Below are 14,896 nucleotides of genomic sequence, written 5' to 3'. Positions count from 1 at the left end.
CACCCGCCAATTCTACAATTAATCAACTAATTTACGGCGCAGGACACTAGACATCGTCGTCAACAACGTCGGCGGGACCATGCCCGGCCCGCTGATGTACACCTCGGCACAGGACCTCAAAGACGCCTTCACCTTCAATGTGGCCACCGCGCACGCGCTGACTCAGGCGGCCGTTCCACTGATGTTGGAGCATTCCGGCGGCGGCAGCGTCATCAACATCACCTCGGCCGTCGGCCGGCTCGCGGGCCGCGGATTCGCCGCCTACGGCACCGCCAAAGCGGCCCTGGCGCACTACACGAAACTCGCCGCCATGGACCTGTGCCCGAAGATCCGGGTCAACGGCATCGCCCCCGGTTCGATCCTGACCTCGGCTCTGGACATCGTCGCCTCCAACGACGCATTGCGCGATCCGATGGAGAAGGCCACCCCGATGCGGCGCCTCGGCGATCCCGAAGACATCGCCGCTGCCGCGCTGTACCTGGCGTCACCGGCCGGGGCGTACGTCACCGGCAAGGTGCTCGAGGTCGACGGCGGCCTCACCTTCCCGAATCTCGATCTGCCCATCCCGGACCTGTGAGGAAACGCATGCCCATCAAAGTCGCCGCGGTCGGTACCGGAAATGTCGGCCGCCACGCCCTGGCCCAGCTGATCAACGACCCCGCCTACGAACTGACCGGCGTCTGGGTGTCGTCAGCCGCCAAGGCCGGTAAGGACGCCGGAGAGCTTGCCGGACTTGAGGTTTCGACCGGCATCAGGGCCACCGATGACCTCGACGCCATCCTGGCCGCCAAACCGGACTGTGTCGTCTACACCGCCATGGCAGACAACCGGCTGCCCGAGGCACTGGAGGACTACCGCCGCATCCTGGCGGCCGGGGTCAACGTCGTCGCCAGCTCGGCAGTATTTCTGCAGTACCCGTGGCAGGTGCTGCCCGCCGAACTGATCGCACCGCTCGAAGACGCCACCAAGGCCGGCGGTTCGTCGCTCTTCGTGAACGGCATCGACCCCGGCTTCGCCAATGATCTTCTCCCCCTTGCCCTCATGGGCACCTGCCAGAGCATCGAGCAGGTCCGGTGTATGGAGATCGTCGACTACGCCACGTACGACAGCGCGACAGTGATGTTCGACGTGATGGGCTTCGGCAAGCCCATCGACGAGCTGCCGATGCTGCTGCAGCCCGGCGTGCTGAGCCTGGCATGGGGTTCGGTCGTGCGCCAGCTGGCCGCGGGCCTCGGTATCGAACTCGACGAGTTGACCGAGGAGCACACCCGGGTACCGGCGCCCGAGGACTTCGACATCGCGTCGGGACACATCCCGGCGGGCACCACGGCCGCTATGCGATTCGAGGTGCGCGGCATGAAGGACGGCCACCCGGCCGTCGTGCTGGAGCACATCACCCGCCTGCGCGACGACCTGTGCCCCGACTGGCCGCAGCCCGCGCAGGAGGGCGGCTCGTACCGGGTCGAGGTGACGGGCGAGCCGTCGTACGCCCTCGACCTCTGTCTCAGCAGCCGCAAGGGCGACCACAACCACGCCGGCCTGGTGGCCACGGCGGCACGCGTCGTGAATGCCATCCCTGCGGTGGTCGCCGCCGAACCGGGTATCCGGACGACGCTGGACCTGCCGTTGGTCACCGGAAAAGGCCTGTACAGCGGCCCACGTTGATCCGAAGCACAGATTTCGGCTATCCTAACTTTTCTATTCGCGAACCCGGATAGAGAGTGAGTGCAGTGCTGACCGAGTCCCGCGCACCGTCGCGCCCCACCTGGTCCCTGTTGGGGCCGGCGTTCGTCGCTGCCATCGCCTACGTGGACCCGGGCAACGTCGCGGCCAACATCAGCGCGGGTGCGAAGTTCGGGTTCCTTCTGGTGTGGGTGATCCTGCTGGCCAACGTCATGGCCGGTCTGGTGCAGTACCTGTCGGCCAAACTGGGGCTGACGACAGGCCGGTCGCTGCCGGAGCTGGTGGCCGAGAACTGCCGCACCCCGACCCGGCTCGCGTTCTGGCTGCAGGCCGAATCTGTCGCGGTGGCAACCGACCTTGCCGAAGTCGTGGGTGGTGCCATCGCACTGCAACTGCTGTTCGATCTGCCCCTGCTGGTGGGCGGCGTGATCACCGGTGTGGTCTCGATGTGCCTGCTGTCGGTGCAGAACCGCGGCGGCCAACGGGCGTTCGAGCGGATCATCGCCGGGCTGCTGATGATCATCACCATCGGTTTCCTCACCAGCCTGCTCGTCGATCCACCGGCGGCCGGAGATGTGGCCGGCGGCATGGTGCCCCATTTCGCCGGCCCGGAAAGCCTCCTGCTGGCCACCGCGATCCTGGGTGCGACGGTCATGCCGCACGTCGTCTACCTGCACTCCGGGCTGGCCCGCGACCGGCACGGGAAGCCGGAGAGCGGCGCCCCGCTGCGGCACATGCTGCGCGTCACCCGCTTCGACGTCGGCCTGGCGATGGTGGTCGCCGGCGCGGTGAACCTGTCGATGCTGTTGGTGGCGGCGACACACCTGCAGGGTGTCGACGGCACCGACACCATCGCGGGAGCGCACGCCGCGGTCGGCAACGCACTGGGACCGGCCGTCGCTTTGTGCTTCGCCATCGGCCTGCTGGCCTCCGGCCTGGCGTCCTCCTCGGTCGGGGCCTACGCCGGCGCGATGATCATGCAGGGCCTGCTCAACCGCTCGTACCCGCTGCTGCTGCGCCGCGCCGTCACGGTCATTCCGGCTCTCGTGGTGTTGGCCGTCGGATTCGACCCGACACGCGCGTTGGTCATCTCCCAGGTGGTGCTGTCGTTCGGCATCCCGTTCGCGCTGATTCCGTTGATCCGGCTGACCAGCAACCGCGCGGTGATGGGCGAGAACATCAATCATCGCGTCGTGACAGCACTGGGATGGGCTGTGGCCGTGCTGATTTCGGCGCTCAACGTGGTACTGATCTACCTGACCGTCACGGGCTGATCGCCGCCGCGATCTCGCCGCTCCGGATGGCCACGTTCGACAGCAACGTCGCGCCGAGCCCGTGACTGTGTTCGACGGTCGCACCGTTGAGGTAGATGTCGCCAGGAGCGTCCGGCCGGGCCACCAGCCGGTAGTCGCGGGTGGCCAGCGGGCGGCCCTGCGCATCGAACTCGTAGCAGGACGCCAGCTCACCCAGGAACGCCGGTACATCCATGGGCGCATATCCGGTCGCGTACACCACGGCATCGCAGTGCAGCGTCTCGGTCGTGTTGTCGATGAGGTTGCGCACGCCGAGGCGGACCTCGGCGTCGTCCTCGTCGACACTGCCCACGGCACATGCCCGGTGCATGAAGAGCCGACGGTCCCCGGTCACGCGCTCGCCGTACTCCCGTGAGTAGAGCTCCGCGATGAGGTCGACGTCGACGGCCGAGTAGTTCGCCGACCGGTGATAGTCGAGCAGTCGCTGACGCTCCGCGCTGTCGGCGCCGTAGAACTCGTCAACCGCCGCCGGGTCGAAGATGCGGTTCACGTACGCGCTGTCGTCCGCCAGGCTGTATCCGTACCGGCTGAACACGGCGTGCACCTCGGCCTTCGGATAGGTGTGGTGCAGGTAGGCGACCACCTCGGCGGCGCTCTGCCCGGCCCCCACCACCGCGAACCGGCCCCGCTCCAGGCCACCGAGAGCGGCCAGCGCACTGAGCAGTTGGTGGCTGTGCCACTGCCGCCGGCTGGGGCGGGTGTCGGCGGGCAGCACCGGGTGCAGACCCGTGCCCAGCACCAGCGTGTGCGCGGCGATGGCCTCGCCGGAGTCCAACCGCACCTCGAATCCGGTGTCCGCTGCGGCCACCCCGACCACCCGGTGGCCGTACTGCACGTCGGCCACGAACTGGTCGGCGGCCCACTGCAGGTAGTCGTGAAACTCGTGCCGGCTGGGAAACACGTCGTGGCGGCCGATGAAGTCGATCAACCGGCCCCGCGCGTTCAGATAATTCACGAACGTGAAGGCGCTCTGCGGATTGCGCAGCGTGGCCAGGTCTTTGAGGAACGGGATCTGCATCCGGGAGCCGGGCAGCAGCATGTCGCGGTGCCAGCCGAACCGGCGCTGGGCATCGACGAATCGGCCGTGCACCCCGCGCTCGGTCAGCGCTATCGCCAGCGCCAGGTTCGACGGCCCGAAGCCGATGCCGAGCATGTCGGGGCTTTCAGGTCTGGACATGATCACGAGTGAGCCGGGTGAGGTAGAGCTGATGCACCATGTCCCGATTGATCAGGACGACGAAATCAGCCATGTCGAATTCCGGGTCGTACGACGGCTCACCACAGATCAGCCCACCGATCCGGATGCTGCCGGCCACCATCGGTGGAATCCGCACCCGGCCGGGATCGGGCAGCTCGGCGAGTGGAATCCCGTTGACCTGCACCGGGTTTCGCGGCGTGACCCGGAACTCTTCGGGCGCCGGGTGCTTCCGGAACGCCCGGTCGAGGACCCCGCGCACCAGGGCACCGCGGGGACCGCCGTCCTCCATGCGCACCGACAGACTGCCGATGGCCCACCGATAGCCCGTCAGTTCCTGATACCGCAGGATGCCGGCCCACAGCATCGCCATCACCGCGCCGCTGCGATGCTCCGGATGCACGCTGGCACGGCCCAACTCCACCAGCGACGGCCGCAGCGCGTCGATGCCGGCACTCATCTCGAAGTTGGTGTCGGTGAAGATGCCGCCCGCTGCCCGGGCGCCCTCCGGGGACAGTAGCCGGTAACAGCCGACGATCGCGCCGGTCTGCTCGTCGCGGGCCAGCAGGTGGTCGCTGTATGCGTCGAAGCGGTCGATGTCGATCATCTCGCCGGTGCGGGGCCCGCGAATCGCTTGTGGGAGTGCGGCACCCAACTCCTCGGCGAACGTCTGATATCGCAGCCGCTGCGCCGCTTCGATCTCGTCGGGGTCGTCGGAGATGACGATGCTGTAGCGGCCGGAATCGGTCGCTGGGATGAGAACAGCAGCGCCGACCATAAGGTTTGAAAGTATCCGCATTCAGCCCCGGCCGTAGCAACTTTGGCTAATCCACAGTATCGGCGGTAACTGTTTGCCGGGACCCGGCCCGGACCAGCCCCGCCACGATCACCGCGGCGACGGTGGCCGCCACCGCGGCAGCAGTCAGTGCGGCCTGCATACCGGCGGCACTGGCTTCCCGCGCGAGCGTTGCGAGCGCGGGACGCAACCGATCTGGCACCAGCTCGAGTGCCCGCAAACCCGCACCGGCGGCCAACCCGTCACTCAACTGTCGGGCAGCTTCGGCGCCGAGGCCCGGTGCTGCGGAAAGCCGCGCGGTGGCAAGGTCACCGGCGTGGCGGCTGAACAGCGCACCGAGCCCGGCAACGCCGGCGAGAATGCCGATCTGGCGCGCGGTGCTGACGGTGCCAGTCGCCATCCCGGCATCGGCCACGGGCACGAAGCGCAGCGCCGCGTCGGACGTCAGCGCAGACAGGCCACCGAGTCCCAGACCCGCCACGATCGAGCCAGAGATGAAATGGGTCCACGTCGTGCCCGCGTTTACTGTGGTCATCATCCACATGCCCACGGCAATCAATGCGACGCCTGCCGGGATGGTCATGGCGACCGGCATCTGCCGCGCCGCGAGCATCGCCAATGGAGCGCCCGCCACGATGGCCAGCGTCAACGGCAGCGCCCGCAACCCGGCATCAAAGGGACTGAAGCCCAACGTGTTCATGAAATACAACGCGAGGTAGTTGGTCGACGCGATCAGGGTCCCGCTGGCGGCGAACGCGGCCAGCGAGACACCGGCGAAACCGGGGCCGGCAAGCAACCGCACATCGAGCATCGGCTCGGTCCGGCGCAACTCGTGCGACCCGAAGGCGGCCAGGGCGGCCACGCAGAATGCGCTGAGCCCCAGCATGATCGGGCTGCTCCAGCCGAAGCGGTTGCCCTCGATCAACACATACACCCCGGCGAACAGTGCCGCCGTCAACACCAGGGTGCCCCAGACGTCGACCGGACGTGACTGTGCGACAACGCTCTCCGGGACGGCGAAGATGACGATGTACAGCGCGAGCACTCCGACGGGCAGATTGATCAGGAAGATCGACGGCCATCCGTACGCGGTGACCAGCGCGCCACCCAGCAGGGGCCCGACGGCACCGCCGGCGCCCATCGCCGCGCCATAGGCGGCGATGGCGCCCGCCCGATGTCGCACATCGGGGAAAGCGGCCGCGATCATCGGCAGCGAGACCCCGAGCAGCACCGCGCCGGCCGCGCCCTGCACCGCCCGAAGTCCGTTGAGCACCTCGATGTTGCGGGCCAGCGCACACCCGGCCGAGGCGAACATGAAGACCACCAGTCCGCCGAGGTACAACCGGCGGCGCCCCAACCGATCTCCCACCGTCGCCGCGGTCAACAGCAATCCCGCCATCGGCAGCGCGTAGGCGTCGACCACCCACTGCAGCCCGGACAAGGGCGCGTGCAGCGACGCCTGGATATCGGCCAGTGCCGCGGCGACGATCGTCATGTCGAGCAGCAGCATGAACACCACCACACAGACCGCGGTCAGTGTCAGTCTGGCGTTCACACCTGCAGTTTGCACCGGCGGGCGCGGCCCGCGCGTCCGTAAGGTCGAACACATGACGAGAGATTTCCGGTTCGGCGTGGGCCTGCGGCACACCGACAGTGGGTCAGCGGTCCAGGACGCGGCGCGCCGCGCTGAGGACCTCGGCTACGACGTCCTGCTGGTGCCCGACCATCTGGGCGCTCCGGCCCCGTTTCCGGTGCTGGCGACGGCCGCGACCGCGACCAGCACGCTGCACCTGGGCACCTTCGTGTTCAACGCGTGCTTCTACAAGCCCGCGCTGCTGGCCCGCGATATCGCGGCCATGCGCGACCTGACCGAGGGACGCTTCGAGACGGGCCTCGGCGCCGGGTACGTCAAGGAAGAATTCGATGCCGCCGAGCTGCCGTTCCCCAGCGCCGGGAAACGGGTCGAGTACACCGCGCACGTCACCTCGTATCTGCGCACCCACCTGCCCGATGTGCCGGTGATGATCGCCGGTGCCGGCGACAAGCTGCTGACGGTCGCCGCCCAGCAGGCCCAGATCATCGGACTGACCGGTGGCGGGCCGCGCACCGAAGCGCACGATCCCCTCGCCGAGCGTATTTCTTTCGTGCGCAACGCCGCTGGCGACCGTTTCGCTGAGCTGGAGCTGAACCTGGCCATCACCGCGGTGCCGACCGATGAATCCGGCATTCCGAACCTGTCGATCACCCGGCACTTCCAGCCGGAACTCAGCGACGCCGAACTGATGACGACCCCTGGTGTGCTCAGCGGCAGCACCACCGACATGGCCGACCGGATTCGCGACCTACGGGATCGCTACGGGGTGAGTTACTTCATTGTCCAGCAACAGCATTCGGAAGCCTTCGCGAAGGTCATCGCAGAACTGCGCTGACGGCGCGCGCAGGACTCGGCTGTGCCATGGGCTCGTAGACGGCGAACTGCAGCACGGTGTTCAGGATCAGCTGCGCGAGGCCGTCCCACGGCGTGGCCTGCACGGGCCGAGCGGACGCGAACGGCAACGCCACCGCGGTGGCCGGACCGGCTTTGGTGTCGATCGTGATGGTCTGCCCTGGCGCGCCATAGATTCCGGTCTGGGTACCGGCGAACATGTCGTTGATCCAGCCGATGGCGAGCGTCTTCTCCGCCTCGATGTTCGGTGACCGCGAGAAGCCGGCCACGACGTACTCGGCGAATTGCAGCACGGGGTTCGCGCCCTGCAGCGCATCGATGTGCCGGCCCCCGACCAGCATGACCCCGTTGAACTGCCCGGGCCGAGCCGCTTCGAGCTCCCGCCCGACCAGACCGTCCCGGTTCCATACGTACGGCTCGGATGAAATGTCGTAGACCGGGCGGTAATCGGCGCCGGTCAACTTCTGCAGCGCGGTGGGCACCACGTTGTTCAGGTCGACCGAGTCCATCAACACCACGCCCTGCAGGTTCGCGACGGCGCCGTTGTCCACCATGCGGCCGGCGGCGCCGATGACCAGCGCGCCGCCGAGCGAATGCCCGACGAGGACGAAACTCGTGGGCAACGTCACCTGGTGTCCGGCTGCGGCACTTGCGCTTTCGGTCAACGCCGAACGGTCACCGGCGAACAGGTCCGCCACGGCCTGCTGATCTGCCGAACCACCGAGCCATCGGGCTTTCGGATCAAATGCATTGGAGGACAATGTCGGAGCCACCACGATGCTGTTGGTGCTCTGCGCCAGCGCAGCGAGGGTGTAGCTGTACATCGGGGCGACGGCCATGAAGCCGTGCTGGAAGTAGATCATCCGGGTCGTCGTATCGGCGTTCTGCGGGAAGTACCAGTTCGCCTGAACCTTTTGCCCGGTGTCCGGCATGGTCAGGCTGGACACCTTGACCGTGACCGTGCTCCCCCGCGGCAATGCCGGCGGGCCGGCGAACGCAAGCATGGCGCCGCCGATGACGTTGAACACGAACGATCCGATGGCGTTGATCAGGCTGGGCCGCGCGGTTTTGACGGCCGTGGTCGTGGCGCCGGCGGTGGTCGTGGCGCTGGTGGCGGTCGTGGCGCTCGGCTGCGATGCCATCGCCGAGGCTGGCAGCGCGGCGACGCCCGGGGACTGGGGCTGCTCGACCGCCATTGCGTTCGGAAGCCTCACCGGCGGCACTGTCGGCCTGAGCCGAACCGTCTGCGCCCGAACCACTTTCTCCGGGCGGATGGGGCCGGCCGGCGCCGTGCCGCGCTCGGACTTGCCCTCATCGGGCTTTCTCTTGTCGACCTTGGGCGGGTCGTCGGCCTTCTTGTTGCGCGGGGAATGCCCGGCGGACTTACGCGCATGCGCGTCGGTCGCGGGCTGCGACTTGCCGGTCTGCGACGTGGACTTCTGCGACGTGGACTTCTGCGATGTCGTGGCCCCCGACGTCGTTGTCTGCGACGAGGGACCCGCTGCGCCGGGTTGGGAACCGGTCGCGTCGTCGGCCAACGCCGGCGCGAGCGGCAGCCATAGCGCCAGACCTCCCGAGGCCAGCAGTACCCACGCTTGTGCGGACAACCTCGTCATCAACCGCACGCTAGCCCGCGTCGCTGCCCGCCGCGGGAAAATGAACAAATTGGTTTGCATGTGTCATTAAAGTGCGGCCCGGCGACCAGTCAGGGCTACGGCATACTGATGGTCCCATTGGCCCATCCCCGGTAGGACCGTCGAGTGTCAGCTCCGCAGCGCAGGCCCCGTGGGCGTCCCGTCGGTGGCGGCAACAACACCGAGCAGGCTCGGCAGGTCTTGCTCGACGCCGCGGAGCAATTCTTCATCGACGGCGGCAGTCCGACCTTCACCATGGAGGTCATCGCCGCCGAGGCCGGCTACTCGCGCAGCGCGATCTACCGGCAGTTCGCCACCCGGAAAGAACTGATCGCAGCGTTGGTGCAACGCACCACCCAACGGCACATGCTGACGATGCTGCAGCAGGTGGCCGCCGACGCCACGCCGGTCGATCTGCTGATCGACAGCCTCGTCATCGTCGCGACGCAGCTGGTGCACGATCCACTGCTGCAAACCATCGCCGACCAGACGCCCGACGGTGCCGTCGCCACCCTCATCGCCAACGACGGCTCGCTGACCAGGACGGTCCAGTCGATGGTCGAAGGCATGCTCGCCAACAGCACGACAGGCCAGTTCCGGCCCGGCCTGCATCCGCATGACCTTGCACAGTTCCTCATCTCGACGGCACTGAGCCTGCTGCTGGACGTGGTGCCCGGCAGTAGCGATCCGACGGTGGCGCGGAACTACCTCCGGACCTTCGTGTTGCCGGCAATTGTCGACAGTCCTCCACCGGCGACGCGCGTGTTTCCGGAGTAGCGGACACGGGTAGCCCACCCACGTGCTCAAGGAACTGCAAGGCCGCCGGATCGCCATACTCGCCGCCGACGGGGTCGAGAGAGTCGAGCTCGAGGAACCGCGCGCCGCGGTCGAGAAGGCCGGCGGCGCCGTCGAGGTGTTGTCGATCAAGGCCGGTGAAATCCAGGCCCGCAATCACGACCTCGAACCAGCGGGCAGCATTGCGGTGGACCGCACCGTCGGTGAGGTGCGCGTCGACGCGTTCGACGCGCTGATCCTGCCGGGCGGCACGGTGAACCCCGACAAGTTGCGGGTCGACGACACCGCGGTGGCGTTCGTCGGCGACTTCGTGCGCTCCGGCAAGCCCGTCGCCGCCATCTGTCACGGCCCGTGGACCCTCGTCGAGGCGGACGTCGTGCGCGACCGCAAGGTGACGAGCTATCCGAGTGTTCGCACCGATCTGCGTAACGCCGGGGCGACCGTCGTCGATGAAGCAGTGTGTATCGACGGCAATCTCATCACCAGCCGTTCGCCCTCCGATCTACCGGCGTTCTGCGAGGCCATCACCGAGGCATTGGCGAGCAGTCCGGCCCAGACCTGACATCGGCCGGACCGTGGCAACCATGACCACTCATCCGCCTGCTGATGTCGCGGACGCGGCCCCCAGCATCCGGCAGCGCAACTTCGTCTTCCTGGCCGTCGTCCTCGGGATGCTGCTGGCGGCACTCGACCAGACCATCGTGGCGACGGCCCTGCCGACCGTCGTCGCCGACCTCGGCGGCGCCGGCCATCAGTCCTGGGTCGTCACCAGTTACCTGCTCGCCTCGACGATCGTGACCGCGGTGGTCGGCAAGCTCGGTGACATCTTCGGCCGCAAGAAGGTCTTTCAGGTCGCGATCCTGCTGTTCCTGGCCGGCTCGGTCCTGTGTGGACTCTCGGAATCGATGGGGATGCTCGTCGCATCGCGGGCGCTGCAGGGCCTGGGTGGTGGCGCGATCACCGTGACGGCCGTCGCGGTGATCGGCGAGGTCATCCCGTTGCGCGAAAGAGGCAAGTACCAGGGCGCTTTGGGCGCCGTGTTCGGCGTCACGACCGTCGTCGGGCCGCTGCTAGGCGGGCTGTTCACCGACCACCTGGGGTGGCGTTGGGCATTCTGGGTCAACGTGCCGGTGGCGGTGGTGGTCATCGGGATTGCGGCAGTGGCCATTCCGGAGCTGACGCGCGCCGGACGACCCGTCGTCGACTATGCGGGCATCGTCCTGGTCGGGCTCGGGGCCGCCGGCCTGACGCTGGCGACCAGCTGGGGCGGCACCACCTATGCCTGGGGTTCGGCGACGATCATCGGGTTGTTCGTCGCGTCGGCGCTGGCACTCGTCGGCTTCGTCGTGGTGGAACGTCGTGCGCCTGAACCGATTCTGCCGATCCGCTTGTTCGCGAACCCGGTATTCACGGTGTGCTGTGTGCTGTCGTTCGTCGTCGGTTTCGCGATGCTGGGTGCGCTGACGTTCCTACCGACCTACATGCAGTTCGTCGACGGCGTCTCGGCAACCGCGTCCGGGCTGCGCACCTTGCCGATGGTCGCCGGTCTGCTCGTCACCTCACTGGGCAGCGGCGCGATCGTCGGCCGCACAGGGCAATACCGGATTTTCCCGATCGCCGGCACTGCCATCATGGCGCTGGGGTTCGTGCTGCTGTCCCGGATGGACGCCGACACCTCGACGCTGACCCAATCGTTGTTCCTGCTGATCCTCGGTACCGGGATCGGGCTCAGCATGCAGGTGCTGATTCTGGTGGTGCAGAACACCGTCGACTTCGCCGATCTCGGAGTCGCCACGTCAGGCGTTACGTTCTTCCGTACCATCGGAAGTTCTTTCGGTGCCGCGATTTTCGGCTCGATGTTCGCGAACTTCCTGGGCGACCGCATCCCGTCGGCCATGAGGTCGGGCGGCGCGCCACCCGAGGCGGCAACGTCTCCGAAAGTGCTGCACAGCCTTCCGCACGACTCCGCCGCCCCGATCATCAACGCCTACGCCGACTCCTTGAGCCAGGTGTTCCTGTTGGCGGCGCCTGTCGCGGTCGTCGGCTTCGTGCTGGCCCTGTTCCTCAAACAGGTGCCGCTGCGTGACGCTGCCGCCAGTGGCAGCACCGACATGGGCGAGGGCTTCGGCATGCCGACCACCGAGTCGCCGGAGAAACTCATCGAAGTCGCCGTCGGCCGGTTGTTGCAGCGCAGCAACGGCATTGACCTCGAAGCGGTGGCGCGCACCTCGAACAGCCGCCTGGGGACCGCGCAACTGTGGGCGCTGATGCTGATCTACCGGTACGCCGCGGTGACAGGGGCAGCCGACCTGCTCGACATTGCGGATGATCGACGGGTGCCACATCAGGTGCTCGAACCGACCTTCGATCGTTTGGTGGCCACCGGATTCGCGACGCGCTCCGGAAGCGAATACGCACTGACGGCCGCGGGCTCCGCCGAGGTCGGCAGGGCACGCAATGTGATCTCCAGCTGGATCACCGAAACCCTCACACAGTCAGACGAATTCCAGGGCGTGCCCGAGCGCATTCATGTCCAGAGCGCGTTCGACCGCATCGCCAGCGGTCTGCTGATCGAGCGGGAGTCCGCCCGGCGCGAGAGTCGCACCACCAAACTCGGCCCCCCGCATCAGTTTGTCGCCGAGCAACCCACCACCCGGATGCGCGCGGTGCGGCACGAAGAGCCCCCGACCCGACCGTTCCGCCCGCACGCCACGCTCCCGCGCGGCTGACATGGTGGCCGGGACGGTCCTGTTTGCGGCTGGACCGTCCCGGCGGTGCCAGTGCGGACCGACCGGACGCCCGGATCTGTGGAACCGGAGAGAAGCGACGGCGATGTCGGAGCCACTCCAGCGGACGTCGAGTACGGGATCCACCTGACGGTGGCTGAATACCCGCTCCACGATTTTCAAACATGCGCTGTGACGAAGAGGCAGCAAAGCCGGGGATTGAGATTCACGACCGCGGGTATATGACACCGGTGCCCGACGGATGCCGTGCGGCCATCTCGGCTGATCTGCATCCAATCGGCCGCGAAACACAGAGGAGGACATGCAATGAAGCTCTCGACTCGAATCACGGGCCTGATCCCGGCGCTGGCCGCCGTACCGGTCTGTCTGAGCCTGGTCACGCCCGCAACCGCCGCCGCAGAAACCGACTGCAGCCCGGATTCGGTTGCGAATACCGTCAGTTCGGCCACCGGCGCGGCCAGCAATTACCTGACGGCGCAGCCCGACGCCAATCAGGTTGTGGTGGCGTCCTATTCGCAGCCGCGGCCGGTCGCATCGGCCAATCTCCGGGCGTACTTCACCGCTCACCCCCAGCAGTATCAGGACCTGCGCGGAATTCTGGCGCCGATCGGTGACACTCAGCAGCGGTGCAATGTGACGGTGCTGTCACCCGAAATGGCCAGCGCCTACGCAGAATTCATGGCCGGCTAGGCATGGCGATGACCGGACCTCCGGCAAGCTGCCATCTGACGTCGCTATGGTTGGCCGACCGCGTGATGTCGCCGTCATCGCCGCCGGCGCCCGAGTCGACCGACCGGGCGTCGCCGGCCGACGTGGTCGTGATCGGCGCCGGCATCACCGGGCTGACCACCGCCGTGCTCCTGGCCCGGGCAGGGAAGAACGTGACGGTTGTCGAAGCGCGGCATGTGGGTGCGGGCACGACCGGCAACACCACCGGCAAACTGAGCGTCTTACAGGGCAGCAAGCTGGCACGCATCGCCGTCAAGCACAACGCGGATGTCTTGCGCGACTACGTCCGTGGCAACGCCGAGGGTCGTGACTGGCTGGTCCGGCATTGCGAGAACCATGCGATCCCATGGCAGTCCGAACCCGATCACGCTTACGCCCAAACGTTGTCGGGCGTCGCGACCGCGCGCGACACGTTCAGCGCCTGCCAGGAAGCGGGATTGACGCAAGCCGAGTGGATCGACACCGCCGATGTCCCATTTCCCTTCCACGGCGGCGTACGGCTGCGTGATCAAGCGCAGCTCGACCCGATGCCCCTGCTGAACAGTCTGGCGGTCGAACTCGAAACCCACGGCGGCACGCTGTTGCAGGGCGTGCGCGCCGTGTCGGTGGCCGACGACGGACTGTTACGCGTGGCGTTGCGAGCAACACACCCCACCGTCGATACCGCCGGATCCGAGATGTCGGTCACCGCACACCGGTGCATCCTGGCAACCGGGACGCCGATCCTGGATCGCGGCGGATTCTTCGCCCGGCTGACGGCAAAACGCTCCTACTGCATGGCATTTGACGTCGCTCGCGAGGCGACGGGCGGCATGTTCATCTCGGTCGATTCACCCACCCGGTCGGTGCGCTACGCACCCACTGCGGCCGGCGAGAAGCTCATCGTCGGTGGTGCCGGCCATCCGGTGGGCCGTGGGCACGCGCCCGCACATGACGTGGCCGAACTCGCCAAGTGGGCGGAGCTGCACTATCCGGGCGCCCATCCGACACACTTCTGGTCGGCGCAGGACTATTCGCCCGTCGACGAGTTGCCGTACGTCGGTCCACTGCTTCCTGGTTACGAAAAAATCCGGGTGGCAACAGGTTTCGACAAGTGGGGCCTGACCAACGGCGTTGCGGCGGCGCTGGCCCTGTCGGCACAGCTACTCGGTGGCCACATCGAGTGGGCGCGCGCGTTCGCCAGTTGGAGTCCGCACGAACTGCGCGGCATGACTGCCGCGCTGCGCGCGAATCTCGAGGTCGGACTGAACCTGGCCAAAGGCTGGATCGCCCCGATCGCCACCTCGCCGGATGGCCTCGCCGAAGGTGCCGGAGTGGTCAGCGGTCCCCCGTGGCAGTTGCGCGCCAACAGCCTGGTCGACGGACAACAACGCTCCGTGTCGGCGATCTGTCCGCACCTGGGCGGCGTGGTGCGGTGGAACGATGCGGACCGGGCCTGGGAGTGCCCGCTACACGGCTCGCGGTTCGCGCCTGACGGGCGACTTCTGGAGGGGCCCGCGACCCGCGGACTCTCGGAGAAAGCCTGACCTCATCAACCGCGCGAACTGGTCAGCCGGCC

The 14,896-nt window shown here is 67.4% G+C and carries 12 protein-coding genes and 1 pseudogene; 9 read left to right on the top strand and 4 right to left on the bottom strand.

Features of this window, described 5'->3' with window-relative positions:
* Positions 1-46 precede the first annotated feature (46 nt).
* The 3 genes and pseudogenes from EB75_RS24860 to EB75_RS24850 all read left to right on the top strand — a co-directional run.
* A pseudogene (locus EB75_RS24860) lies at positions 47-577 on the top strand (SDR family oxidoreductase); the annotation flags it as partial.
* A gap of 8 nt (positions 578-585) precedes the next feature.
* Positions 586-1,665 carry an NAD(P)H-dependent amine dehydrogenase family protein gene (locus EB75_RS24855; RefSeq protein WP_073697896.1) on the top strand — a complete coding sequence of 360 codons (1,080 nt, stop codon included), beginning with the start codon at positions 586-588 and terminating at the stop codon, positions 1,663-1,665.
* 65 nt (positions 1,666-1,730) lie between these two features.
* The gene (locus EB75_RS24850; RefSeq protein ID WP_073697895.1) at positions 1,731-2,957 is read left to right on the top strand and encodes an Nramp family divalent metal transporter; all 1,227 of its coding nucleotides are present in this window, start codon (positions 1,731-1,733) and stop codon (positions 2,955-2,957) included.
* On the opposite strand, the gene EB75_RS24845 is transcribed toward EB75_RS24850, so the two are convergent.
* The 3 genes from EB75_RS24845 to EB75_RS24835 are packed head-to-tail and all read right to left on the bottom strand — an operon-like array spanning position 2,947 to position 6,530.
* Positions 2,947-4,173, bottom strand: coding sequence for a lysine N(6)-hydroxylase/L-ornithine N(5)-oxygenase family protein (locus EB75_RS24845; RefSeq protein WP_073697894.1), 1,227 nt, complete (start codon positions 4,171-4,173; stop codon positions 2,947-2,949). The genes EB75_RS24850 and EB75_RS24845 overlap by 11 nt on opposite strands.
* The gene (locus EB75_RS24840) at positions 4,160-4,969 is read right to left on the bottom strand and encodes a GNAT family N-acetyltransferase (protein ID WP_073697893.1); all 810 of its coding nucleotides are present in this window, start codon (positions 4,967-4,969) and stop codon (positions 4,160-4,162) included. Before EB75_RS24840 ends, EB75_RS24845 begins: the two co-directional genes overlap by 14 nt.
* A 46-nt stretch (positions 4,970-5,015) precedes the next feature.
* Complete coding sequence (locus tag EB75_RS24835) at positions 5,016-6,530, bottom strand: MFS transporter (protein ID WP_353651660.1); 1,515 nt, start codon at positions 6,528-6,530, stop codon at positions 5,016-5,018.
* A 64-nt stretch (positions 6,531-6,594) separates the two neighbouring features.
* On the opposite strand from EB75_RS24835, the gene EB75_RS24830 reads away from it, so the two are divergent.
* The gene (locus EB75_RS24830; protein WP_060999400.1) at positions 6,595-7,416 is read left to right on the top strand and encodes a TIGR03621 family F420-dependent LLM class oxidoreductase; all 822 of its coding nucleotides are present in this window, start codon (positions 6,595-6,597) and stop codon (positions 7,414-7,416) included.
* On the opposite strand, the gene EB75_RS24825 is transcribed toward EB75_RS24830, so the two are convergent.
* The gene (locus EB75_RS24825; RefSeq protein WP_142239803.1) at positions 7,397-9,049 is read right to left on the bottom strand and encodes an alpha/beta hydrolase family protein; all 1,653 of its coding nucleotides are present in this window, start codon (positions 9,047-9,049) and stop codon (positions 7,397-7,399) included. The two genes, EB75_RS24830 and EB75_RS24825, sit on opposite strands and share 20 nt — an antisense overlap.
* 144 nt (positions 9,050-9,193) lie before the next feature.
* Between EB75_RS24825 and EB75_RS24820 the strand changes: the two genes are divergently transcribed.
* The 5 genes from EB75_RS24820 to EB75_RS24800 all read left to right on the top strand — a co-directional run bounded on the left by EB75_RS24820 (position 9,194) and on the right by EB75_RS24800 (position 14,864).
* Complete coding sequence (locus EB75_RS24820; RefSeq protein ID WP_064858314.1) at positions 9,194-9,844, top strand: TetR/AcrR family transcriptional regulator; 651 nt, start codon at positions 9,194-9,196, stop codon at positions 9,842-9,844.
* Positions 9,845-9,866: 22 nt separating this feature from the next.
* A complete protein-coding gene (locus EB75_RS24815) occupies positions 9,867-10,424 on the top strand; it encodes a type 1 glutamine amidotransferase domain-containing protein (RefSeq protein WP_073697890.1) in 558 nt (185 codons plus the stop codon).
* A 22-nt stretch (positions 10,425-10,446) separates the two neighbouring features.
* Positions 10,447-12,591, top strand: a complete 2,145-nt coding sequence (locus tag EB75_RS24810; protein WP_073697889.1) for an MDR family MFS transporter — start codon at positions 10,447-10,449, stop codon at positions 12,589-12,591.
* 324 nt (positions 12,592-12,915) lie between these two features.
* Positions 12,916-13,299: a heme-binding protein gene (locus EB75_RS24805; RefSeq protein ID WP_073697888.1), complete on the top strand. Its 384-nt coding sequence runs from the start codon at positions 12,916-12,918 to the stop codon at positions 13,297-13,299.
* Positions 13,300-13,301: 2 nt separating this feature from the next.
* On the top strand, positions 13,302-14,864 hold the full coding sequence (locus tag EB75_RS24800) for an FAD-dependent oxidoreductase (RefSeq protein WP_135356968.1): 1,563 nt from the start codon (positions 13,302-13,304) through the stop codon (positions 14,862-14,864).
* The last annotated feature ends 32 nt before the right edge of the window (positions 14,865-14,896 follow it).

It is taken from the genome of Mycobacterium sp. ST-F2 (assembly GCF_001905655.1).
In the GTDB taxonomy this organism is placed as follows: Bacteria; Actinomycetota; Actinomycetes; order Mycobacteriales; family Mycobacteriaceae; genus Mycobacterium.
Note: the sequence above shows the minus strand (reverse complement) of the source record. Positions and strands in the feature narration are given on the sequence as shown.